Origin of the sequence: Ectothiorhodospira sp. PHS-1 (assembly GCF_000225005.1) — a bacterium.
In the GTDB taxonomy this organism is placed as follows: Bacteria; Pseudomonadota; Gammaproteobacteria; order Ectothiorhodospirales; family Ectothiorhodospiraceae; genus Ectothiorhodospira.
In genome coordinates, this window is the sequence record NZ_AGBG01000004.1 from 56,573 (window position 1) to 79,633 (window position 23,061).

The 23,061-nt window shown below is 64.6% G+C and carries 17 protein-coding genes and 1 tRNA gene; 7 read left to right on the forward strand and 11 right to left on the reverse strand.

Annotated elements, in window-relative coordinates; all coding sequences use genetic code 11:
• Positions 1 to 1,518, reverse strand: a complete 1,518-nt coding sequence (ilvA, locus tag ECTPHS_RS02705; protein ID WP_008931143.1) for a threonine ammonia-lyase, biosynthetic — start codon at positions 1,516 to 1,518, stop codon at positions 1 to 3.
• 105 nt (positions 1,519 to 1,623) lie between these two features.
• Here ilvA and rpiA point away from each other — a divergent pair, with 105 nt between their 5' ends.
• The gene (gene rpiA, locus ECTPHS_RS02710) at positions 1,624 to 2,283 is read left to right on the forward strand and encodes a ribose-5-phosphate isomerase RpiA (RefSeq protein WP_008931144.1); all 660 of its coding nucleotides are present in this window, start codon (positions 1,624 to 1,626) and stop codon (positions 2,281 to 2,283) included.
• A 62-nt stretch (positions 2,284 to 2,345) separates the two neighbouring features.
• Here the strand turns inward: rpiA and ECTPHS_RS02715 are convergent, their stop codons facing one another.
• The 8 genes from ECTPHS_RS02715 to ECTPHS_RS02750 form a co-directional block, all read right to left on the reverse strand.
• A complete protein-coding gene (locus ECTPHS_RS02715; RefSeq protein WP_008931145.1) occupies positions 2,346 to 6,188 on the reverse strand; it encodes a DUF3683 domain-containing protein in 3,843 nt (1,280 codons plus the stop codon).
• A 175-nt stretch (positions 6,189 to 6,363) separates the two neighbouring features.
• Entirely contained in the window at positions 6,364 to 7,467 is a 1,104-nt protein-coding gene (locus ECTPHS_RS02720) for a porin (protein ID WP_008931146.1), read from the reverse strand.
• Positions 7,468 to 7,703: 236 nt separating this feature from the next.
• Complete coding sequence (locus tag ECTPHS_RS02725; protein WP_008931147.1) at positions 7,704 to 9,023, reverse strand: sigma-54-dependent Fis family transcriptional regulator; 1,320 nt, start codon at positions 9,021 to 9,023, stop codon at positions 7,704 to 7,706.
• Positions 9,024 to 9,353: 330 nt separating this feature from the next.
• Positions 9,354 to 9,427: transfer RNA gene (locus ECTPHS_RS02730), tRNA-Gln, on the reverse strand.
• Between the two features lie 137 nt (positions 9,428 to 9,564).
• Positions 9,565 to 9,957 carry a 30S ribosomal protein S9 gene (gene rpsI, locus ECTPHS_RS02735; RefSeq protein WP_008931148.1) on the reverse strand — a complete coding sequence of 131 codons (393 nt, stop codon included), beginning with the start codon at positions 9,955 to 9,957 and terminating at the stop codon, positions 9,565 to 9,567.
• Positions 9,958 to 10,015: 58 nt separating this feature from the next.
• On the reverse strand, positions 10,016 to 10,444 hold the full coding sequence (gene rplM / locus ECTPHS_RS02740; protein ID WP_008931149.1) for a 50S ribosomal protein L13: 429 nt from the start codon (positions 10,442 to 10,444) through the stop codon (positions 10,016 to 10,018).
• Positions 10,445 to 10,528: 84 nt separating this feature from the next.
• On the reverse strand, positions 10,529 to 11,170 hold the full coding sequence (coq7, locus tag ECTPHS_RS02745) for a 2-polyprenyl-3-methyl-6-methoxy-1,4-benzoquinone monooxygenase (protein ID WP_008931150.1): 642 nt from the start codon (positions 11,168 to 11,170) through the stop codon (positions 10,529 to 10,531).
• A 101-nt stretch (positions 11,171 to 11,271) separates the two neighbouring features.
• Entirely contained in the window at positions 11,272 to 12,501 is a 1,230-nt protein-coding gene (locus ECTPHS_RS02750; RefSeq protein WP_008931151.1) for a (Fe-S)-binding protein, read from the reverse strand.
• 107 nt (positions 12,502 to 12,608) lie between these two features.
• Here ECTPHS_RS02750 and ECTPHS_RS02755 point away from each other — a divergent pair, with 107 nt between their 5' ends.
• The 5 genes from ECTPHS_RS02755 (at position 12,609) to ECTPHS_RS02775 (ending at position 19,492) form a co-directional block, all read left to right on the forward strand.
• Positions 12,609 to 13,334 (forward strand): YdiY family protein, encoded by a 726-nt coding sequence (locus ECTPHS_RS02755; RefSeq protein WP_008931152.1) that lies wholly within the window; start codon positions 12,609 to 12,611, stop codon positions 13,332 to 13,334.
• Positions 13,335 to 13,378: 44 nt separating this feature from the next.
• Positions 13,379 to 13,684 (forward strand): ferredoxin, encoded by a 306-nt coding sequence (locus ECTPHS_RS02760; protein WP_040404944.1) that lies wholly within the window; start codon positions 13,379 to 13,381, stop codon positions 13,682 to 13,684.
• A gap of 284 nt (positions 13,685 to 13,968) precedes the next feature.
• Positions 13,969 to 15,546, forward strand: coding sequence for a bifunctional phosphoribosylaminoimidazolecarboxamide formyltransferase/IMP cyclohydrolase (gene purH, locus ECTPHS_RS02765; protein ID WP_040404888.1), 1,578 nt, complete (start codon positions 13,969 to 13,971; stop codon positions 15,544 to 15,546).
• Positions 15,547 to 15,572: 26 nt separating this feature from the next.
• Positions 15,573 to 16,853, forward strand: a complete 1,281-nt coding sequence (gene purD / locus ECTPHS_RS02770) for a phosphoribosylamine--glycine ligase (protein WP_008931155.1) — start codon at positions 15,573 to 15,575, stop codon at positions 16,851 to 16,853.
• Positions 16,854 to 17,020: 167 nt separating this feature from the next.
• On the forward strand, positions 17,021 to 19,492 hold the full coding sequence (locus tag ECTPHS_RS02775) for a glycogen/starch/alpha-glucan phosphorylase (protein WP_008931156.1): 2,472 nt from the start codon (positions 17,021 to 17,023) through the stop codon (positions 19,490 to 19,492).
• 123 nt (positions 19,493 to 19,615) lie between these two features.
• Here ECTPHS_RS02775 and rho read toward each other — a convergent pair whose 3' ends face one another.
• Both rho and trxA read right to left on the reverse strand, forming a co-directional pair.
• The gene (gene rho / locus ECTPHS_RS02780) at positions 19,616 to 20,875 is read right to left on the reverse strand and encodes a transcription termination factor Rho (RefSeq protein ID WP_008931157.1); all 1,260 of its coding nucleotides are present in this window, start codon (positions 20,873 to 20,875) and stop codon (positions 19,616 to 19,618) included.
• A gap of 230 nt (positions 20,876 to 21,105) precedes the next feature.
• Entirely contained in the window at positions 21,106 to 21,432 is a 327-nt protein-coding gene (gene trxA, locus ECTPHS_RS02785) for a thioredoxin TrxA (protein ID WP_008931158.1), read from the reverse strand.
• Positions 21,433 to 21,576: 144 nt separating this feature from the next.
• Here trxA and rhlB point away from each other — a divergent pair, with 144 nt between their 5' ends.
• Complete coding sequence (gene rhlB, locus ECTPHS_RS02790; RefSeq protein ID WP_008931159.1) at positions 21,577 to 23,028, forward strand: ATP-dependent RNA helicase RhlB; 1,452 nt, start codon at positions 21,577 to 21,579, stop codon at positions 23,026 to 23,028.
• Positions 23,029 to 23,061: the final 33 nt, after the last annotated feature.

Sequence of the window (23,061 nt, forward strand, 5' to 3'; positions counted from 1 at the left end):
TCAGCCCAGGAACAGCCGGTAGACCGGGTTATCGGTCTCCTCCCAGTGGACATACCCCAAGTCCTTGAGGAACCCCTCAAGCCGGGCCTTGTCCTGGTCCGGCACCTGCATGCCCACCAGCACCCGGCCGTAGGCGGCGCCATGGTTGCGATAATGGAAAAGACTGATGTTCCAGTCCTGCCCCATGTGGGCGAGGAAGTTCATCAGTGCCCCCGGGCGCTCGGGAAACTCGAAGCGGTAGACGATCTCGTCCCCTGCCCGGGCCGAGTGCCCGCCCACCATGTGGCGCAGATGGACCTTGGCCACCTCGTTGTCGCTCAGATCCTCGATGGGGTAGCCCTTGTCGCGCAGATCCTGCAGCAGGGTCCGGCGTTCCGTCTCGCCGCCGCTGAGTTGGACCCCGACGAAAATGTGGGCCTGCTCGGTATCCGCGTAGCGGTAGTTGAACTCGGTGATCCCGCGCTTGCCGATGGCCTTGCAAAAGGCCCGGAAACTGCCCGGCCGCTCCGGAATGGTGGCGGCGAACAGGGCTTCCCGCTGCTCCCCCAGTTCGGCCCGTTCGGTCACGTGACGCAGGCGATCGAAGTTGATGTTGGCGCCGCTGAGCACCCCGGCCAGACAGACGCCCCTGAGCCCTTCCCGTTCCACATATTTCTTGATGCCCGCGATGGCCAGGGCACCGGCCGGCTCGGCCATCACCCGGGTGTCATCGAAGATGTCCTTGATGGCGGCACAGATCTCGTCGGTGGAGACCAGCAGGATCTCGTCCACATGGTCCCGGGCCAGGCGATAGTTCTCCTCACCCGCCTGACGCACGGCCACCCCGTCGGCGAAGATGCCCACCTGGTCCAGCACCACCCGCTGCTGCTTTTCCAGGGCCTGCTGCATGCAGGCGGCATCCTGGGGCTCGACCCCGATCACCCGGATATCGGGCCGCAGGGCCTTGATATAGGTCGCCATGCCGGCGATCAGGCCGCCGCCGCCCACGCTGACGAACACCGCCTCCAGGGGGTCGGGATGCTGACGCAGCAGTTCCATGGCGATGGTGCCCTGGCCGGCGATCACATCGGGATCATCGAAGGGATGGACGAAGGTGTAGCCATGCTTCTCGATCAGTTCCAGGGCATGGGCATAGGCATCGTCGTAGGAATCCCCGTGGAGGATGGCCTTGGCCCCCAGGGCGCGGACCGAGTCCACCTTGATGGAGGGAGTGGTGGCGGGCATGACGATCACCGCCTTGATGCCCAGGGTCTTGGCCGACAGGGCCACCCCCTGGGCATGGTTGCCGGCGGAGGCGGCGATGACCCCCTTGCGGCGGGCTTCCTCGGACAACTGGACGATCTTGTTATGGGCGCCGCGCAACTTGAAGGAGAAGACCGGTTGCAGGTCCTCGCGCTTGAGCAGGATGCGGTTGCCCAGGCGCCGGGAGAGCGTGGGCATCAGGTCCAGTGGGGTTTCTCGCGCCACGTCGTAGACCCGGGCGGTGAGTATCTTCTGCAGGTAGGGATAGGCTGACATCATCTGAAGATACAGGGGCGAGTCCATCCCCGGCAAGATGCCCGCGGGGGCGCGGTGCCGGCCCACTCATGTAGAATCCCCCCCGACAACCAAGGAGGCATCCTCATGAGCAATCAAGATCAGATGAAGAAGGCCGCCGCCGAAGCGGCCCTGGAATACGTGGAAGACGGCATGGTCGTCGGCATCGGCACCGGCTCCACCGCCAATCATTTCATCGACCTGCTGGCGAAGATGAAGGGCCGCATCGACGGCACCGTGGCCTCCTCCGAGGCCAGCGCCGAGCGCCTGCGCGGTCACGGCATCCCGGTGCTGGACCTGAACGCCGTCGGCCCCATTCCCCTGTACGTGGACGGCGCCGACGAGGCCACCCGGCACCTGCACCTGATCAAGGGGGGCGGCGGCGCCCTCACCCGGGAAAAGATCGTGGCGGCCGCCAGCGAGCGCTTCGTCTGCATCGCCGACGACTCCAAGCTGGTGAACGTGCTGGGCACCTTCCCCCTGCCGGTGGAGGTCATTCCCATGGCCCGCAGCCACGTGGGCCGGGCCATGCTCAAGCTGGGCGGGCAACCGGAACTGCGTCACGGCTTCACCACCGACAACGGCAACCTGATCCTGGATGTGTTCAACCTGGACATGACCGATCCGGTGGCCCTGGAGACGGAGATCAACCAGATTGCCGGCGTGGTCACCGTGGGCATCTTTGCCCGGCGCCCGGCGGATGTGCTGATTCTGGGCGGCAAGGACGGGGTGAAAACCCTGACCTGAGGGGGTTTTCCGTTTTCCCCTCACCCCAACCCCTCTCCCGCAAGGGGAGAGGGGCTTTTTTGTCAGAGCAGTACCTTCTCGATACCCCCGCTGCGGGCCTGCTCGATGAAGCGGGCCTGCCACTGGTCTCCCAGCAGGGCATTGGCCATCTCCACCACGATATAGTCCACCTCGGTCCCGGTATCTTCCCGGTAGCGGGACAACCCCTGCTGACAGGCCGGGCAGGAAGTCAGCAACTTCACATTGCCGCCGGCGGCCACCGGCGCGCCGGTCAGCGACGTGATGCCCTTGTGGATTTCCTCCTGCTTGCGGAACCGCACCTGGGTGGCCACATCCGGGCGACTCACCGCAAAGGTCCCCGCCTCGCCGCAGCAGCGGTCCGACAGGGTCACCGGCCGGCCCAGCAGATTCCCCGCCACCTGCAGCGGCGCGTGGGTCTTCATGGGGGAATGGCAGGGATCGTGATACAGGTATTCCACCCCCGGCGCGGCTTCCAGCGTCACCCCCTTCTCCATCAGATACTCATGGATGTCCAGCAACCGGCAACCGGGGAAGATGCGCTCGAACTCGTATTTCAGCAGCTGATCCATGCAGGTGCCGCAGGACACCACCACCGTCTTGATGTCCAGATAGTTCAGGGTGTTGGCCACCCGATGGAACAGTACCCGATTCTCGGTGGTGATCGCCCTGCCCTTGGCCTCCTCGCCGGCGGATTCCTGGGGGTAGCCGCAGCACAGATACCCCGGCGGCAGCACCGTCTGGGCACCGGTGCGGTAGAGCATGGCCAGGGTGGCCAGGCTCACCTGGCTGAACAGGCGCTCCGAGCCGCAGCCGGGGAAATAGAACACCGCCTCGCTCTGCTCCGGCGCCACCGCCGGGTCCCGTACGATGGCCACGTGACTGGGGTCTTCCAGCCCCAGCATGGCCCGGGTGGTGCGCGAGGGCAGACCCGCCGGCAGGGGCTTTCTCACCATGTGGATGACCCGGGCGGGGATCGGTGCCGGTCCCGTGGTGGCGGCGGGCCGACCATCGTCCAGCAGGCCCAGGCGCTGGAACATCCGGTGCCCCAGGCGCTGTCCGGCAAAGCCCCACTGGGCCAGGGCCGTGCGCATCAGCTTGATGGTGGCCGGGTCCTTGATGTTGAGGAAGGCCATGGAGACCTTGGCCGCCAGACTGGTCCGGCGCTGGCCGCGGGCCTTGAGGATGCGTCGCATGCGGGCCGTCACGTCCCCGAAATCGATATTCACCGGACAGGGCTTGAGGCAGCGGTGACAGATGGTGCAGTGGTCCGCCACGTCGTTGAGTTCATCGAAATGACGCAGGGACAGGCCGCGACGGGTCTGCTCCTCGTAGAGGAAGGCCTCGATGATCAGGCCCGTGGCCAGGATCTTGTTGCGGGGCGAGTACAGCAGGTTGGCCCGGGGCACATGGGTGGTGCAGACGGGCTTGCACTTGCCGCAGCGCAGGCAGTCGCGGATGTCGTCGTTGAGTGCCCCCAGTTCGCTCTGCTCCAGGATCAGGGCCTCCTCCTGCACCAGGCGCAGGGAGGGGGTATAGGCCCGGGACAGCCCGGAACCGGCCTGCAGCTTGCCCCGGTTGAAGCGGTCCATGGGGTCCACCCGGCGCTTGTAGTCGGCAAAGGCCTTGAGCTCTGGTTCCCCCAGGTACTGGATCTTGGTCAGGCCGATGCCGTGCTCCCCGGAGATGACGCCGCCCAGCTCCCGGGCCAGGGCCATCACCTGATCCACGATGCGCTCGGCCTCGTGCATCATGGCGTAGTCGTTGGAATTGACCGGGATGTTGGTGTGCACGTTGCCGTCACCGGCATGCATGTGCAGGGCCACGAACAGCCGGCTGGTGAGCACCCGGTCGTGGATGGCCTGGATGCTCCGGCGCACCGGTTCCAGGTCCCGACCGTCGAAGATCTCCCACAACCGAGCCTCGATCTCCCGCCGGTAGGAGATCACCAGACTGCGACGCAACAGCAGCTGGATCAGCCGGTCGCCGGGGCGGCGGTCCGCCCGGGACGGCGCGTCCAGCAGGTCGTCCATGGCCACGGCGTCGCTCTCCAGGTGGTCCAGGATGGCCTGCCAGCGCCCCCGCACCGCCTGCACATGGTCTTCCGCGGCCCGGCGCAGCCCCTCGAACCAGCCCCGGGCCTCCTCGCTGCCCAGGGCCAGGGATTCCAGCAGTGCGCGGTGATCCTTGCCCAGGCAGGCCAGGATCTCGTCGGCCATGCGCAGCTTGTTGGTGAGGGACTGGTGGATGTTGATGCGCTCGATCCCCTCGCTGTACTCCGCCAGCCGGTCCAGGGGGATCACCACGTCCTCGTTGATCTTGAAGGCGTTGGTATGGGCGGCAATGGCGGCGGTCCGGCTACGGTCGGCCCAGAACCGCTGGCGGGCCTCGGGGCTCACGGCGATGAAGCCGTCGCCGTTGCGGGCATTGGCCAGACGCACCATCTTCGAGGCGGCCAGGCCCACCGCCTCCTCGTCATCACTGGCGATGTCCGCCAGGAGCACCATCTTGGGCCGCTCCCGGCGCGCCCCCTTCGGGGTATAGCCCACGGCGCGCACATAGCGCTCGTCCAGGTGTTCAAGCCCGGCCAGCTGCACCTTGGGGTCGGCCTCCAGGGCGTCCTTGATCTCGACGATGGCGGGCACCGCCTCGTGCAGATCGGTGCCGTAGAACTCCAGGCTGATGGTGCGCATGTGGGCCGCCATGCGATGGACCACGAACACGGCGGAGGTGATCAGGCCGTCGCAGCCTTCCTTCTGAATCCCCGGCAGATCCTGCAGGCGCTTGTCGGTGACGTCCTTGCCCAGCCCCACCTTGCGGCAGGCCCGGCCCGGGAAGGAGATGACCTGGGGTTCTCCGTCGGGGGTCACGCCGTCGGCCTGGAACCGGGTGATGCGAAAGCTCACGGTCTCCTGATCGTGGATCTTGCCCAGGTTGTGGTTGAGGCGTTCCACCTGGATCCAGCGGGCCTCCGGGGTGACCATGCGCCAGGACACCAGGTTGTCCAGGGCCGTGCCCCAGAGCACCGCCTTCTTGCCGCCGGCGTTCATGGCGATGTTGCCGCCGATGGTGCAGGCATCCTGGGAGGTGGGGTCCACGGCAAACACATGGGCGGCGCGCCCCGCGGCCTCGGACACCCGGCGGGTCACCACCCCGGCCTCGGCGCGGAGGGTGGCCACGGGGCCTTCCACCCCGGGCAGCTCCACGAACTCCACCTCGCTGAGGGCTTCGAGCTTTTCCGTGTTGACGACCGCGGCATCGGCGGTCAGGGGCACGGCGCCGCCGTTGTAGCCGGTGCCGCCCCCCCGGGGAATGACGGTCAGACCCAGTTCAAAGCAGGTCTGGATGACCCCGGCCATCTCCGCCTCGGAATCCGGGGTGATGACCACGAAGGGCAGTTCCACGCGCCAGTCGGTGGCGTCGGTGACATGGGAGACCCGGGCCAGGCCGTCGAAGTGGATGTTGTCCTTGCGGGTGACCTTGCCCAGCAGGCGGCGGGCACGGGCGCGCAGGGCCTTTTGTTCCGGGAACCAGGCCTCGAAGCGGCGTACCGCCTGACGGGCCTGTTCCGCCAGGTCCAGGGCCAGCTGATTGCCCTCGGCCCGGGCGATGATCTGGTCCACCCGGTGATCCAGGGCGTGGATCAGGGCGGTGAGTCGCTTCTGGTTACCCAGCAGGTCGTCCTGGATATAGGGGTTGCGGGTGACCACCCACATGTCCCCCAGCACCTCGAACAGCATCCGGGCGGAGACGCCGGTGCGCCGGCGGGCGCGCAGTTCGTTGAGCACGTCCCACATGCCTTCGCCGAGGAAGCGGATGACGATCTCGCGGTCGGAGTAGGAGGTGTAGTTATAGGGGATTTCGCGGATGCGGGTACTTGCGGTCATGGCTGGCGGGGATCACTGCGGGAGGGGCACCTATTCTAGCACCCCGGCCGGGATGAGGTGAGAGGCGGGGAAAAGCAAAAAGGGTGCGGAGGTTTCCCTCCGCACCCTTTGAACTTCCAGTGCATGCCTTCCGGTCAGGCGACCTTGGGCAATGCCATCGGTATGGGACCGATGATTAGAAGTTGTGGGTCACGCCGACCTGGAAGCCCCAGGCGTTTTCACCAGCAGCGGCAGGCACCACACCCTTACTCTTGCCGGTGGCGTTGCCACCCAGCTCGTACACAGCATTGTCATCATTGCGCACGGTGGCGTAGGTGGCATACAGGCCGGTGCGGCGGGTCAGATCGTAGCCGGCGCCGATGGCGAACAGCTGAGCGCCGCTATCGTCACGATCGTCGTCGCCCGCATTGGCGTAGGTGCCCATCACATAGGCCTGACCGAACTGGTACTTGGCGCTCAGGAAGAAGGCGTCACGATCACCCAGCCCAGTGATACCGGAGTCGATGTTTTCATACATGGCGCTCAGGGTCAGGGCGTCGATGGTGTAGGCGCCGCCGACCTTCCAGGCCTTGCCGTCATCGCCGGTGCCGGCCCAGTCATTCAGCTGCTCATAGGCCACGGCCACGTACATCGGACCCTGGGTGAAGGTACCGGCCAAGGAGAAGGCGTTTTGCTCGTTGGCTTCATCAGCAAGAACGCCGGTAACAGGATTACCAGCCGGGTCCAATCCGATGACTCCAGTGTTACCAAAACGGGTATCGCCATTAGCGCGAGTATCCGTGGTGTAGGAAGCCATGAACTGCAGGCCGTCGAAGTTGGGGCTCAGGTAAATCGCGGTGTTACGATGGCGATTTTCAAAGGCCGTGGGGGCGCCATTGAAGGAACCCATGATGGAGTTGTAGTCACCCAGGGTATCGGCGAAGGGGTCCAGACGCAGGGTGGAGATCTTGTAGGGGGTGTCGTGACGGCCCAGGCGCACTTCACCGAACTCGCTGGCCACACCCAGATAGGTATTACGGGTAGCCAGTTCACCACCACCGTTGGCGGCATCAAAGCCAGCTTCCATCTGGAACACGCCGCGCAGGCCCGCGCCCAGGTCCTCGGAACCGCGCACACCGATGCGGGAGGCGTTGGAGGCAATCTGGTGGCTGGAGGCGTCACCATCGTTGACCCGGTCCATGGACACATTCAGACGGCCGTACAGGGTGGTGTCGGCCATGGCGGCGGCGGGCAGGCCCATGGCCGCGGCTACTGCGAATACGAGCACTTTCTTTTGCATGTTTACGTTCCTCTGCAGAGCTTTGTTGTATAAGGGTCTGACCGTGTCAGCCGATTACCACTAAGCAGAAGCCGTGCCAAACACTAACCCACTGATTTTAATAGTGTAAAAAAACAACACACCATGACATAGCGCATGACAATGTCATGACACGTCATGACAGAAATGGAGATTGTTGTTTTTTTGAAACATCCAAGCGGATGCCCCCGGTCGCGGACGCCGCCCGTGCCCCCCCCCTACACCCGGATCTGAAATTTTTCCAGATAGCGATAGAGGGTGCGCTCACTGACGCCCAGGTGCCGGGCGGCTTCCGCACGGTGGCCACCGGTGGCCGCCAGCGCCGCGCGGACACCGGCTTCGGTGCAGACGCCACGGGAACCACGACGCGGGGAGGCCACCGACACCGCTTCGCCGGCCTGAGACTGGAAAGCGATGTGTTCGGGCAGCAACGGCCCGGTACCAGCCAGGATCGCCGCCCGGGTCATGATGTTCTTCAGCTCGCGCACATTGCCCGGGTAGTGATAGGACACCAGCAGATCGGCCACCGGCACGGACAGGGGCAGATGCAGTGCCCCACCGTCCGCCTGCCGCAGAAAATGTTCCGCCAGGGCGATGACGTCTTCCCGCCGCTCCCGCAGGGGGGGAATGAAGACCGGAAAGGCGGACAGGCGGTAATAGAGGTCTTCCCGGAACCCACCCTGGGCCACCATGGCCGCCAGGTCCCGGTGGGTGGCGGCCACCACCCGGGCATCCACCGGGATGTAATCGGTGCCGCCCACCCGGCGGATACGGGAGGTTTCCAGCACCCGCAACAGCTTGCTCTGCATGGACAGGGGTAACTCCCCCACCTCGTCGATGAACAGCGTCCCCCCCTGGGCCGCCTCGAACAGGCCGACCTTGCGCCGGTCCGCGCCGGTGAAGGCGCCCTTTTCATAGCCGAACAGCTCCGCCTCGATGATCTGTTCCCCCAGAGTGGAACAGTCCACCACCACCAACGGCCCCTGGGCGCGACCGGAACAGTGGTGCAGATAATCCGCCACCCGCTCCTTGCCCACGCCGCTCTCCCCCAGCAGCAATACGGTGGCACTGGTGGGTGCCACCCGCTCCACCATCCGCATCAGCTCCAGCATGGGGAGGGACTGCCCCACCAGGCGCGCCCCCTCCGGTGATGCGGGGGCCGCTTCCGGGTCGGGATGCAGCAGCAGACCGAAAAAGTCGCCGTGCTCGCCCCGCCCCCGGGAAATCCGGACGCTCAGACGCCGGCGCCCCCGTCCGCCCGGGATCTGCACCGAAAGAGGCTCCGTCGCGGATCCCGCGGTGATCAGTGGACAGTCCCCCTCCCCGGCACAGTCACCCGGCACCCCCTGAAAGAATTCATGACAGCCCATCCCCCGCAGATCCTCGCGGGAGAGGGACAGACAGCGCAGGGCCGCCGCATTGGCGGCCAGCAGGCGATGGTCGCCGTCGAAGATTACGAAAGCATCGGGGATCAGTTCGACCACTTGGTCGAGGGTGGGCGCGGCAGCGGGGTTGGGGCGGTTATTCAGGGTCAGCATGCGGGGTTTTGTTCCATCGGATGCCCGGGTATCGGGCAGTCTATCATCCACGGCCAATGTTCAGACGGCATCGGCAGCAGAGGACGCGTCCCTTGGACTTCGTCTCTTGAGCTTCGTCGTTCCCCCGTAGGCGGGAATCCAGTTCCCGGGCTGCGTCCATGGACTCCCGCTTTCGCGGGAGTGACGGAATAGCGCTATTCCGTCCGCCGCGCTCCGCGCGACGTTCGGTGCGGCTGCGCCGCACACGTCGAACCTTCCAGACTCGAACCTGGTGACGCCCTGAATCACATCCACGAAAAAGGCCCCGCATGGGGGCCTTTTTCGTGGATATGGCTGGGGGACCAGGATTCGAACCTGGGTTGACGGAGTCAGAGTCCGTAGTCCTACCGCTAGACGATCCCCCAATAAAACCGAGGCGTAAATCTACAGCATGACGGGGTGTTGAATCAAGCCCCGAAATAAAAACCGAAAAACCATCCCCCACGAGACTATCCTGATGGATAGCCCCGGGGTGACTGCAAGCCGTTCCCGTCGTCGGGGATCAGCGCTTGCTGAACTGAGTCGCGCGACGTGCCTTGCGCAGACCGACCTTCTTACGCTCGACCTGACGGGCGTCGCGGGTCATGAAGCCGTGGGTGCGCATGGCGCCGCGCAGCTTCTCGTCGTATTCCACCAGAGCGCGGGCAATACCCAGACGGATGGCACCGGCCTGACCGTTGGCACCGCCGCCCTTCACCGTGGCCACGATATCGAAACGATCCAGGCTTTCGGCCACTTCCAGCGGCTGACGGACCACCATGCGGGAGGTCTCACGCCCGAAGTAGACGTCCAGGGGCTTGTTGTTGACGGTGATCTCGCCCTTGCCGGGGCGCAGAAAAACCCGCGCAGAAGCCTCTTTGCGGCGTCCGGTTCCGTAGTTCTGGGTTGTTGCCATCTCTTGACCTGCTCTATGTGCTGCCCGGCCACGCAAGGCGGCCGGATCAGGGTGTTGTTCAGATTTCCAGCGGCTGGGGCTGCTGGGCGGCGTGGCTGTGCTCGGCTCCGGCATACACCTTGAGCTTCTTGAACATGGCCCGGCCCAGGGGATTCTTGGGCAGCATGCCCTTCACCGCGATCTCAATGAGGCGCTCGGGGGCGTTCTCACGGATCTGCTGCGCGCTGGCGGACTTCATGTGACCGACGTAACCGGTGTGCCGGTAGTACATCTTGTCGGTTTCCTTGTTGCCGCTGAGGCGCACCTTGGAGGCATTCACGATCACGATGTAGTCACCGGTATCCACGTGCGGGGTATACACGGGCTTGTGCTTGCCGCGCAGGCGGCGAGCCACTTCGCTGGCGAGCCGGCCGAGGGTCTTGCCGGAGGCATCAACCACGTACCAGTCGCGGGTGACTTCAGCGGGCTTGGCGCTAAAGGTCTTCATTCCTGAACTCCAGGGTGCACATGAATCACGGAAAGCGCGCAATGATAACGGGGAAGTGCCCGGGTGACAAGGGGTGTTTCCGTTTCAAATCCACCAGGTCGTCCCGGTCATCACCTTGGCGGTCACCGGCATCACCAGCTTGCGCAGGGGCCAGGGCAGGACTGCCCCGCCCAGGGACATGGCCAGCTCGCCATGATGGGCCTCGTCGATCTTCATCTGCTCCAGTACCGCCCGGGTCGGCGCGTCCTCGGGGACGACCCGGGCCAGATGTTCATCCAGATGACGGATCACCTGCTGCTCCGTCTCGTGCACGAAACCCAGGCTCCACTTGTCGCCCGCCACTCCGGCCAGGGCGCCGATGGTGAAGGCGCCGCCATACCACAGGGGGTTGAGGAAGCTCTTGTGGGTGCCCAGGGCCGCCAGACGGCGTTCGCACCAGAGCAGATGATCGTTTTCTTCCCGGGCGGAGCGTTCCATGCGCTCGCGCACTTCGCCGCTACGGGCAGTGAGGGCCTGCCCCTGGTAGAGCCCCTGGGCGGCCACCTCCCCCGCATGATTGATGCGCATGAGGCGACCGGAGAGGACGCGGGCGTTGTCATCCAGTTCCGGTTCCACCACCGACCGGGCCGGGTCCGGGCGCTCGGTGGCGCGGGGACGGCCGAACAGGGTGCACAAACCTTCATCGATGGCGGACAGCAGACGGTCGGCGGGGCTCAGTTGGCGCATGGCGGGCTGACATGGACGATGGGCATGATGATGAAGATACTGGAAGTACGGCAATCTTCAAACCCGGTAAATATCAGGGGTTTTCAGGATGGGAGCGGGCGTTATGCACCGGGCGGCGATGCACAGCGACTGTCGATGAGCCGGGCCAGGCTCATGACCGATATCGCCAGCCCCCGGCGCCGGATACCGGCCGCCAGGTGCAGGCCGCAACCCACATTGGCGGTGACGAGCACGGCCGGCGCCAGCGCCGCAAGGGCATCCAGCTTGGGAGCCAGCAGCCGGTCGGCCATCCGTGGATGGGTCAGCATGTGACTGCCGGAACCGCCGCAACAAAAGGCGTTGTCCGGCAAGGGAGTCAGTTCCACACCGGGCAGGCGCCGCAGCAGGGCCTCCATCCATCCGTGCTCGCGCAACCCGTACCGCAAGGTACAGGGCGTATGGAAGACCACCTTGAGGGGAGTCTCGATCAGTTGCAACGGCGCCAGGTCCACGTCCGCCAGCAACCGACACAGGCCGGTCACCCGCTCACCGAATCCGTCGCCGCCGCCGGCCCGCAGATGGACACGACAGCCGCTGTTCAGACTCAGGACAGGCCCCTCACGCCCGGCGAAGACCGCCCGATTGCGGCCCGCAAGCTCCGCCGCGTCCCCGGCACGACCGGCATGATGATCCAGCGCCCCGCAGCATACCTGCCCTTCCGGCAGCACGACCCGGTAACCCAGGCGCCCGAGCAACCGGGCGGCGGCCTCCAGCGAAGGCCCGTCAAAGGTCTCCGCGGTACAGCCGGCGAACAGGAACACCGTGCCCCGCACGTCGTCCACCGCAGCATCCGCCGCGGCCGAACGCCCCACCAAAGACGGCCGCGGCGGGAGCGCCACATCCGGTAGAAAGGACGCCGCGCGGGCCGCGCCCGGCCGATCATCCGCGCCCAGGCGGGCGGCCAGCCTGCCCAGACCCAGGCGCCCGGCCACCCGCAGCCCCCCGGATGCCGCGCGTCTGGCACCCCCATGGCGCAGCAGATACCCACCCACCAGACCGGCCCCTCGCGGCGGCGGGATCAGGCTCGCCCGCGTCGCATCCATCAAACTGCCGAAGGGCACGCCGGAAGGACAGACCGCCTCGCAGGCACGACAGCCCACACACCCTTCCAGGTGTCGGCGCACTGCCGCGTCATCTCTCAGGGCGCCGCTCATCAGCCCCTGCATGAGGGTGATGCGGCCACGGGGGGAGTCGCCCTCATCCCGGGTGACCCGGTACGTGGGGCAATGGGGCAGGCACAGACCGCATTTCACGCAGCGGTCGGTATCCCGCAGGATATCGTCATGGTTCATGGCGGAGCGCACTTGAAAAGCGGCGGCATCAGGGCCGTCCTCCAGTGGGTGAGGCGGGATCTGTTAGAGTGTCCGGCCAGATTCACCCACGGACACTCCGATCAATCATGTTTTTCAGAACACTGTCGCCCTATTGTATCAGCCTGCTCCTGTTCACCCTGCCGCTCCAGGCTGGAGAATGGGGTGACAACGAGGGCTGGAGTGGACAGGCGGAACTGGGGGCGATCCTGACCAGCGGCAATACCGACTCCGACAGCTTCAACGCCCGCACCAGGATTCGTCACGAGCAGATGCTGTGGCGCCACACCCTGCAACTGGAGGGACACCTGGCCTCGGAGGACGGCACCACCACCAAGGAGCGCTATCTGGGGGCCTTCCAGAGCGATCACAAGGTCTCGGACCGGGATTACCTGTTCGGTGCCCTCAGGGCGGAACGGGACCGTTTCAGCGGCTACGAGTATCAACGCAGCCTGGCCGCCGGCTATGGCCGCCAGGTGTTGGATTCCCCGCGCACGCGCCTGAATCTGGAGGCCGGCGCCGGTCTGCGTCAGGACAAGTTGGAGGACGGCAGACAGGAAGACGAAGCCATCCTGCGCCTGGTGGGCGCGCTGGACCATCGCATCGGCGACAATACCCGCCTCACCGAAGACCTGCTGATCCAGGCCGGCGACGACAATACGGAAATCGAATCCGTGGCCGCCCTGCGCATGCGCATCAATGCCAAGTTTTCCATGCGCCTGTCCCTGACGGTCAGGCACAATACGAACGTACCGGAAGACCGCAAGAATACCGACACCACCACGGCGGTGAATCTGGTCTATGACCTGTGGTAGGAATCCCGTTGACCGTCCCTCCTGATATGGAACCGGAAAACAAGATGAGCCATTTCAAACGACACATCTTCTTTTGCACCAACTGCCGCGAAGACGGCAACTGCTGCGAACATTTCGAGGCCTCCCGACTGCGCGATCATGCCAAGAAGCGGGCCAAGGCCCTGGGCATCCATGGCCAGGGCGGCGTGCGGGTGAACGCCGCCGGCTGTCTGGATCGTTGCAATGAGGGGCCGGTGGCCGTGGTCTATCCGGAAGGGGTCTGGTACACCTTTGTCGATGAAAAGGATATCGACGAAATCGTGGACGAGCACCTGCAACATGGTCGGGTGGTGGAACGCCTGCGAATCTAGATCCCGCCGGTCGGACCGAGACTTAAACCATTGGTCCTCGACGGAACACCGCCCGTCGTCCTGCATGAAAAAAATGTCCGTCCGCCTTGACATGTGCAGTGCAGCATACGATATTAGAACCATATCGTCTCGCGGATCCCTCCGCATTCGGTATACTCCTCCATCCTCCTTTGGTGGTTTTGGCGCGGCCCCCTCAAGCCGCGCTTTTTTTTGCCGGTGGCCTTGGGTTCCCGCGGGCGCGTATAATTCCCAGTCTTTTTGTCATCACCAGACTGGCCGAGCCCATGACCCAAGCAATTTCCCGACCCGTGACCCGCGCGCTCATCAGCGTTTCCGACAAGACCGGCCTGCTGCCCTTTGCCCAGGCGCTGGCGACGCGGGGCATCGAGATCCTCTCCACCGGCGGCACCGCGAAACTCCTCATGGAAGAAGGCATCCCGGTCAAGGAGGTCTCCGCCCATACCGGTTTTCCCGAGATGATGGACGGCCGGGTCAAGACCCTGCACCCGAAGATCCACGGCGGTATCCTGGGGCGTCGGGGCATGGACGACGAGGCCATGCAGACCCACGACATCCCCCCCATCGACCTGGTGGTGGTAAACCTCTACCCCTTTGAAGCCACCGTGGCCCGCCCCGGCTGCAGCCTGGAAGACGCCATCGAGAACATCGACATCGGCGGCCCGGCCATGGTACGTGCCTCGGCCAAGAACCATGCCCATGTGGGCATTGTGGTGGACCCATCCGACTACGACCGGGTGCTGGAAGCCCTGACCGCCGGTGACGGCAACCTGCCCCATGCCCTGCGCTTTGAACTGGCGGCCAAGGCCTTTGCCCATACCGCCCGCTATGACGGCGCCATCGCCAACTACCTGACCGGCGTGCAGGGCGAAAAGACCCAGGCCCCCTTCCCCGGCACCCTGTCCCTGCAATTTGAAAAAAGCCTGGACCTGCGCTACGGCGAGAATCCCCATCAGTCCGCCGCCTTCTACCGGGAACGTCATCCCGCCGAGGCCGGCGTGGCCACCGCCCGCCAGATCCAGGGCAAGGCCCTGTCCTTCAACAACATCGCCGACACCGATGCCGCCCTGGAATGCGTGAAGCAGTTCGAGGCCCCGGCCTGCGTCATCGTCAAGCACGCCAACCCCTGCGGCGTGGCCGTGGCCGCCGACATCCTGGCCGCCTATGACCTGGCGTTTGCCACCGACCCCACCTCCGCCTTCGGCGGCATCATCGCCTTCAACCGCCCCCTGGACGGCAAGACCGCCGAGGCCATCGTGGCGCGTCAGTTCGTGGAGGTGATCATCGCCCCCGAGGTCTCCCCGGAGGCCGTCAAGGCCGTTTCCGGCAAGCCCAACGTGCGTCTGCTGGCCTGCGGCCAGTGGGGTGAAGCCGGCGGTGGCTGGGACTTCAAGCGGGTCAACGGCGGCCTGCTGGTTCAGGACCGGGACCTGGGCCAGGTCAGCGAATCCGACCTGAAGCTGGTTTCGGAACGCGCCCCCACCGACCAGGAGAAGGCGGATCTGCTGTTCGCCTGGCGGGTGGCCAAGTTCGTCAAGTCCAACGCCATCGTCTACGCCCGGGACGGCCGTACCATCGGCGTCGGCGCCGGCCAGATGAGCCGGGTGTACTCCGCCCGCATCGCCGGTATCAAGGCCGCCGACGAGAACCTGCAAGTCTCCGGCTCGGTGATGGCCTCGGACGCCTTTTTCCCGTTCCGCGACGGCATCGACGCCGCCCACGAGGCCGGTATCACCGCCGTGATCCAGCCCGGCGGCTCCATGCGGGACGAGGAAGTGATTCAGGCGGCCAATGAGCACGGCATGGCTATGCTGTTCACGGGCATGCGACATTTTCGGCATTGATTCTTGGGGCTAACGAGGTGAACACGATGAAAATTCTCATCATCGGCGGCGGTGGCCGCGAACATGCCCTGGCCTGGAAGGCGGCCCGGTCGCCCCGGGTGGACACGGTCTTCGTGGCCCCCGGCAATGCGGGCACGGCCCGGGAAGCGGGCTGCCGCAACCTGGACATCGGCGCCGAGGACATCCCCGGTCTGCTGGCCTTTGCCCGGACGGAAGGCATCGACCTGACCATCGTCGGCCCCGAGGCCCCTCTGGTGGCCGGGGTCGTGGACGCCTTCAGGGCCGAGGGCCTGGCCATTTTCGGCCCGACGAAGGACGCCGCCCGCCTGGAAGGCTCCAAGGCCTTCTCCAAGGACTTTCTCGCCCGCCACCGGATCCCCACGGCCGCCTACGGCAGCTTCACGGATCTGGACGAGGCGCTGGCCTACCTGCGCGCCCAGGGCGCGCCCATCGTGGTCAAGGCTGATGGACTGGCCGCCGGCAAGGGCGTGATACTGGCCCGGACCCTGGAGGAAGCGGAGGCCGCGGTGCGCGACATGCTGGCGGGCAACGCCTTCGGCGAGGCCGGTCACCGGGTGGTGATCGAGGAATTCCTCACCGGCGAGGAGGCCAGCTTCATCTGCATGGTGGACGGCGAGCATGTGCTGCCCATGGCCACTTCCCAGGATCACAAGGCCCGGGACAACGGCGACCAGGGTCCCAATACCGGCGGCATGGGTGCCTATTCCCCGGCCCCGGTGGTCACCCCCGAGATCCATGAGCGCATCATGGACCAGGTGATCCTGCCCACGGTGCGGGGCATGGCGGCCGAAGGCACCCCCTACACCGGTTTTCTCTATGCCGGGGTGATGATCGATGCCCAGGGCATCCCCAAGGTGCTGGAATTCAATTGCCGCTTCGGCGATCCGGAAACCCAGCCCATCATGATGCGGCTACGTTCGGACCTGATCGAACTGGTGGAGGCCGCCCTGGCGGGTCGCCTGGACCGGACAGAGGCCGACTGGGATCCCCGCGCCGCCCTGGGCGTGGTGCTGGCGGCCGGCGGCTATCCCGCCGATTACCGCAAGGGGGACGTGATCCGGGGCCTGCCGGACACCGATGCCGAAGACGCCAAGGTGTTCCACGCGGGCACAGCCCTGAAGGACGGCCAGGTAGTCACCCAGGGCGGACGGGTACTGTGCGCCGTGGGACTGGGCGAGCGGGTCAGTGATGCCCAGGCCCGGGCCTACGCGCTGACGAAGCAGCTGAACTGGGATGACGTCTACTACCGGACCGATATCGGGTATCGGGCCGTGGCCCGGGAGTGATGCCGTAACCTCCACACACCACCTCCGTCGGCCAGACCCAATCTGGCCGGCCGGGGTGCCCGGCGGCGATCGGCCCGTTCGCGATTTTATTTTTTACTCAGAATGGGTTACTAAATAGGAATACCAGACAGATCGATCAAAGCTTCAGCTCAGGAACAGGATCCCCGATGAAAACCCTGGAAATGGTCCACGAATACGACCCCCGCCCCCTGCCCTGCGACAAGGACTCGCTCAAGGAGTCCATTCGTGACGCCCTGATCCACATCGTCGGCAAGGACCCCCTCACCGCCACCCCACGGGACTGGCTACACGCCGTCTCCTTCGCCGTCCGGGAACGCATCATCGAGCGGCGCATGTTTACCGAGCGCCTGTTCGACCAGGAACAGGTCAAGCGGGTCTACTACCTGTCCATGGAATACCTCATCGGCCGCATGCTGGTGAACAGCCTCATGAACCTGGGTTTCTACGAAGCCTGCTGCGAGGCCCTGGAAGAGATGGGGGTGAGTCTGCACGAAATCATCGACATGGAGTCCGACGCGGCCCTGGGCAACGGCGGCCTGGGCCGGCTGGCCGCCTGCATCCTGGACTCCATGGCCAGCCAGTGCCTGCCCGGGTACGGCTACGGCATCCGCTATGAGTTCGGCATGTTCCACCAGGGCATCGAGAACGGCGAGCAGGTGGAGCATCCGGACAACTGGCTGCGCTACGGCAACCCCTGGGAATTCCCCCGGCCGGAAAAGATCTTCCCCGTGCATTTCTACGGCTATGTGGTGGAACACCGGGAGCGGGGACAAACCCGCTATCACTGGGAGGACGGCGAAGAGGTCATCGCCATGGCCTATGACTACCCGACCCCCGGCTTCGGCAACAAGAACGCGAACAACCTGCGGCTCTGGGCCGCCAAGGCCACCCGGGACTTCGATCTGGACTATTTCAACGAAGGCGACTACATCCGCGCCGTGCGGGAGAAGATCGAGTCCGAGACCATCTCCATGGTGCTCTACCCCAATGACGCCACCGCCATCGGCCGGGAACTGCGCCTGAAGCAGGAGTACTTCTTCGTCTCCGCCTCCATCCAGGACATCCTGCACCGACACGCTGAACTGGGCTATCCCATCGAGTCACTGCCGGACAAGGTGGCCATTCAGCTCAACGACACCCACCCCGCCATCGCCATCGCCGAACTCATGCGACTGCTGGTGGACAGCCATCAGCTTCCCTGGCAAAAGGCCTGGGAGCTGACCCGGGGCGTGTTCTCCTACACCAACCACACCCTGATGCCCGAGGCCCTGGAAACCTGGCCGGTGACGCTCATGGAGCGGGTCTTGCCGCGCCACATGCAGATCATCTACGACATCAATTTCCACTTCCTCAACGAGGTCCGTCACAACTTCCCCGGAGACAACGACATCGTCCGTCGCTTGTCCATCATTGATGAAAACCATGGTCGCCAGGTACGCATGGCCCATCTGGCCGTCGTCGGCAGTCACATGGTCAACGGCGTGGCGGCCCTGCATACGGAACTGCTGAAAAAGCACCTGTTCAACGACTTCTACCGTCTGTGGCCGGACCGATTCGTCAACATCACCAACGGCATCACACCCCGGCTCTGGCTGAATCAGGCCAACCCGGCGCTGGCGGACCTGATCACCCGGCATATCGGCAACGACTGGACCATGGATCTGGAACAGCTCAGGAGGCTGGAACCCCTGGTGGACAACAGGGACTTCCGCCGCGAATTCCAGCAGGTGAAACGACGCAACAAGGAACGTCTGGCGGAACTGGTGAAGCGGCAGATGGACATCACCATCAGCCCGGACGCCCTGTTCGACATCCAGATCAAGCGGATCCACGAGTACAAGCGGCAGCTGCTCAACGTGCTGCATGTGATCACCTTCTACAACCGGATACGGGAAGGGCGCGCCGAGGAGCAAGTACCGAGGGTCACCCTGTTCGCCGGCAAGGCGGCCCCTTCATATACCCGGGCCAAGCAGATCATCCGGCTGATCAATGACGTGGCCGACGTGGTGAATCATGACCCCATGAACCCCAAGCAGCAGGTGGTCTTCCTGCCCAATTACGACGTGAGTACCGCCGCCGTGATCATCCCGGCAGCCGATCTTTCGGAGCAGATCTCCACCGCGGGCACCGAGGCATCCGGCACCGGCAACATGAAACTGGCCCTGAACGGCGCCATGACCATCGGTACCCTGGACGGGGCCAATATCGAGATCCGGGAAGCGGTGGGCGAGGAGAACATCTTCATCTTCGGCATGAATGCCGAGGAAGTGGAGCAGCTCAAGCGGGAAGGCTACCGACCCCGGGATTTCTACGAATCCAACGACGAACTGCGTCGGGCCCTGGACATGATCCGTGACGGTTTCTTCTCACCCCAGGAGCCGGGGCGTTACCGGGATCTGGTCAATAATCTGCTGACCGAGGACCAGTACATGGTGCTGGCGGATTATGCGGACTATGTCCGCGCCCATGAGGCGGTGGATGCCCTGTACCGCGATCCGGAGGCCTGGATGCGCAAGGCGATGCTGAACACGGCACGGATGGGGTATTTCTCCATCGACCGCACGGTGATGCAGTATGCCCAGGAGGTCTGGGGCATCTCCCCGGAGGGGTGGGTCTGAGGGGATGCTTCACTGGATCCCCGCTTGCGCGGGGATGACCACATCCGTCACTCCCGCGAAAGCGGGAGTCCAGAGCGGGCCGCCCAGGAAGCACGGAGGCGGCAACAGCCCTGAAGTGCAGCCTCAGCTGCGCTTCATCATGTCGAAGAATTCGTTGTTGGTCTTGGTGGACTGCAGACGACCCAACAGGAAATCCATCGCTTCCAGTTCGTCCATCGGGTGCAGGAACTTGCGCAGGATCCACAGCTTCTGCAACTCTTCCGGATCGGTGAGCAACTCTTCGCGACGGGTGCCGGAGCGGTTGATGTTGATGGCCGGGTAGACACGCTTCTCGGCAATCCGGCGGTCCAGATGGACTTCCATGTTGCCGGTGCCCTTGAACTCCTCATAGATCACCTCGTCCATCTTGGAGCCGGTATCGATCAGGGCGGTGGCCAGGATGGTCAGGCTGCCCCCTTCCTCGATATTGCGGGCGGCACCGAAGAAACGCTTGGGACGATGCAGGGCATTGGCATCCACGCCGCCGGTGAGCACCTTGCCGGAAGACGGCACCACGGTGTTGTAGGCCCGGGCCAGGCGGGTGATGGAGTCCAGCAATATCACCACGTCCATCTTGTGCTCCACCAGGCGCTTGGCCTTCTCGATGACCATCTCGGCCACCTGCACATGACGACTGGCGGGCTCATCGAAGGTGGAGGACACCACCTCGCCCTGCACCATGCGCGACATCTCCGTCACTTCCTCGGGACGTTCGTCGATCAGCAGGACAATGAGATAACATTCGGGATGATTGGTGGTGATGCTCTGGGCAATGTTCTGCAGCATCAGGGTCTTGCCGGCCTTGGGCGGGGAGACGATCAGACCGCGCTGGCCCTTGCCGAAAGGCGCCACGATGTCGATGACACGGGCGGTGATGTCTTCGGTGGAGCCGTTGCCCCGCTCCATGCGCATGCGTCGAGAGGCATGCAGAGGGGTCAGATTCTCAAACAGAACCTTGTGCTTGGCGGCTTCCGGCGGCTCGAAATTGATCTTGTCCACCTTCAGCAGGGCAAAATAGCGCTCGCCTTCCTTGGGTGGGCGGATCTTGCCGGAGATGGTGTCGCCGGTGCGCAGGCTGAAGCGGCGGATCTGACTGGGGGAGACATAGATGTCATCCGGCCCGGCCAGGTAGGAACTGTCCGCCCCCCGCAGAAACCCGAAACCGTCCTGAAGGATCTCCAATACCCCGTCCCCGAAGATGTCCTCGCCGCTCTTGGCGTGGGACTTCAGGATCGCAAAGATGATGTCCTGTTTTCGTGCCCGCGCCATCCCTTCAAGTTCCATGGACTGCGCGAGTTCTATCAGCTCGGAGGCCGATTTACGCTTGAGTTCGGTGAGGTTCATATAGAGGTTCGAGGGAGGGGTTGTCTATGAAAGTTTTCAGGCGGACAGGGCGGACCCACAAGGAATGGCCTGGGAAACCGGTTTCAGGTTCGGTCGGATCTGAATTCGAGAAGGGATGCCACCCGAGCGGGCGGCCGGCAAGACATGAATGACTTTTTATGTCCGTTACGTTAACACGCAATCCACAGGGCGTCCAGCCCGTTTTATACGGGTTGGACGCCGGGGGGCTCTCAGATATTCTGGTCGATGAAGGCGGTGAGCTGGGACTTGGACAATGCCCCCACCTTGGTCGCCTCCACATTGCCGCCCTTGAACAGCATCAGGGTCGGAATGCCACGAATGCCGAACTTGGGAGGGGTGGCCGGATTTTCGTCAATGTTCAGCTTGGCCACCTTGAGCTTGCCGTCGTACTCCGCGGCAATCTCGTCCAGAATCGGGGCGATCATCTTGCAGGGACCGCACCACTCCGCCCAGTAGTCCACAAGTACCGGTTGCTCGGACTTGAGGACATCGTCCTCGAAGCTTGCGTCCGTGACATAGGTGATGTTTTCACTCACTACAATTGACCTCCGGTTAGAATGTCGGCGTCGTCCCACGGGGTATCAGGTTCCGGACGGCACGACGCGCCGCTAAATTGAATCCCATTCGGATCGGCATTTCAAGTCTACTTCAATGATATCGCGAGGAAAGGCCCCATCTCCATGACGGACCAACATCTTTCCGAGACCAGTTTCTCAAAACTCGATCTTCCCGAGCCGGTACGCCAGGGCCTGGAAGACGCCGGGTTCTCCCATTGCACCCCCATCCAGGCCCTCGCCCTGCCCCACGCCCTGACGGGCAAGGACGTGGCCGGCCAGGCCCAGACCGGCACCGGCAAGACCGCGGCCTTCCTGATCACCGTCCTGACCCATCTGATCCGGCATCCCGCCCCGGCGGACCGACGCCCGAATCAGGTCAGGGCCCTGATCCTGGCCCCCACCCGGGAACTGGCCATCCAGATTCACAAGGATGCCCAGGTGCTGGGCGCTCATACCGGCCTGACCCTGGGACTGGCCTACGGCGGCACCGATTACGACAAGCAACGCAAGCAACTGGCCGACGGCGTGGACATCCTCATCGGCACCCCCGGGCGCATCATCGACTACTTCAAGCAGAAGGTCTTCGATCTCAGACGCTCCCAGGTCCTGGTGCTTGACGAGGCCGACCGCATGTTCGATCTGGGCTTCATCAAGGACGTGCGTTTCCTGCTGCGCCGCATGACTCCGGCCACCGAGCGCCAGTCCATGCTGTTTTCCGCCACCCTGTCCTGGCGGGTGATGGAACTGGCCTACGAGCACATGAACAACCCGGTGAAGGTGCAGACCCGGGATGAGCAGGTCACCGCCGAACGGGTGCGCCAAGTGATCTACTACCCCGGTAACGAGGAGAAGATCCCCCTGCTGCTGGGGATCATGAAGCGCTCCAGCCCGGACCGTTCCATGGTGTTCGTCAATACCAAGCACATGGCGGAAAAGGTCACGGCCTGGCTGCAGGGCAACGGCATCCGCGCCGCCCTGCTGTCCGGCGATGTCCCCCAGCGCAAGCGCCAACGGTTGCTGGCCCAGTTCGAGACCAGCGAATTCCAGGTCCTGGTGGCTACCGACGTGGCGGCCCGCGGGCTGCACATCCCCGATGTGTCCCATGTGTTCAATTTCGATCTGCCCCAGTCCGGCGAAGACTATGTCCACCGCATCGGCCGTACCGGCCGGGCCGGGGCGGAAGGCGACGCCGTCAGCTTTGCCTGTGAAGACTCGGCCTTCTACCTGCCGGAGATCGAATCGTATATCGGCTTCAAGATCGTCTCCGAGGCGGTGGATCCCGACCTGCTGCTCAAGGACCTGCAGCCGCCGGCGAAGATCGAGCGCAAGCGCGGCGGTCCGGGCGACCGGGGCAAGGACGGCGGCCGCGGCGAGCGCCGCCCCCGTTCCGATGCCGGCAAGTCCAGGGGTGGCGGACGCCGCAAACCCGGACCGAAAACCGAAGGCGACACACCGGCATCTTCCACGAGGACCGAGGACGCACCCGCGCCAACCACCCCGGCGGCGGAACCCCCCCGCAAGCCCAGGCGCCACAGACGGCGCACGCCGGCCGGGGAAGGCACCCCGGAGCGTTGAGAGGCTGAGGGAGGCTCGTGGCCGAGCCTCCCT

Coding starts and splice junctions, on each gene's coding strand:
- ECTPHS_RS02720 (WP_008931146.1), bottom strand. CDS start 7,467: ATGCAAAAGAAAGTGCTCGTATTCGCAGTAGCCGCGGCCATGGGCCTG.
- ECTPHS_RS02750 (WP_008931151.1), bottom strand. CDS start 12,501: ATGAACCATGACGATATCCTGCGGGATACCGACCGCTGCGTGAAATGC.
- ilvA (WP_008931143.1), bottom strand. CDS start 1,518: ATGTCAGCCTATCCCTACCTGCAGAAGATACTCACCGCCCGGGTCTAC.
- purH (WP_040404888.1), top strand. CDS start 13,969: ATGACCCAAGCAATTTCCCGACCCGTGACCCGCGCGCTCATCAGCGTT.
- ECTPHS_RS02775 (WP_008931156.1), top strand. CDS start 17,021: ATGAAAACCCTGGAAATGGTCCACGAATACGACCCCCGCCCCCTGCCC.
- rpiA (WP_008931144.1), top strand. CDS start 1,624: ATGAGCAATCAAGATCAGATGAAGAAGGCCGCCGCCGAAGCGGCCCTG.
- rplM (WP_008931149.1), bottom strand. CDS start 10,444: ATGAAGACCTTTAGCGCCAAGCCCGCTGAAGTCACCCGCGACTGGTAC.
- ECTPHS_RS02755 (WP_008931152.1), top strand. CDS start 12,609: ATGTTTTTCAGAACACTGTCGCCCTATTGTATCAGCCTGCTCCTGTTC.
- rho (WP_008931157.1), bottom strand. CDS start 20,875: ATGAACCTCACCGAACTCAAGCGTAAATCGGCCTCCGAGCTGATAGAA.
- rpsI (WP_008931148.1), bottom strand. CDS start 9,957: ATGGCAACAACCCAGAACTACGGAACCGGACGCCGCAAAGAGGCTTCT.
- ECTPHS_RS02715 (WP_008931145.1), bottom strand. CDS start 6,188: ATGACCGCAAGTACCCGCATCCGCGAAATCCCCTATAACTACACCTCC.
- coq7 (WP_008931150.1), bottom strand. CDS start 11,170: ATGCGCCAACTGAGCCCCGCCGACCGTCTGCTGTCCGCCATCGATGAA.
- ECTPHS_RS02760 (WP_040404944.1), top strand. CDS start 13,379: ATGAGCCATTTCAAACGACACATCTTCTTTTGCACCAACTGCCGCGAA.
- ECTPHS_RS02725 (WP_008931147.1), bottom strand. CDS start 9,023: ATGCTGACCCTGAATAACCGCCCCAACCCCGCTGCCGCGCCCACCCTC.
- purD (WP_008931155.1), top strand. CDS start 15,573: ATGAAAATTCTCATCATCGGCGGCGGTGGCCGCGAACATGCCCTGGCC.
- rhlB (WP_008931159.1), top strand. CDS start 21,577: ATGACGGACCAACATCTTTCCGAGACCAGTTTCTCAAAACTCGATCTT.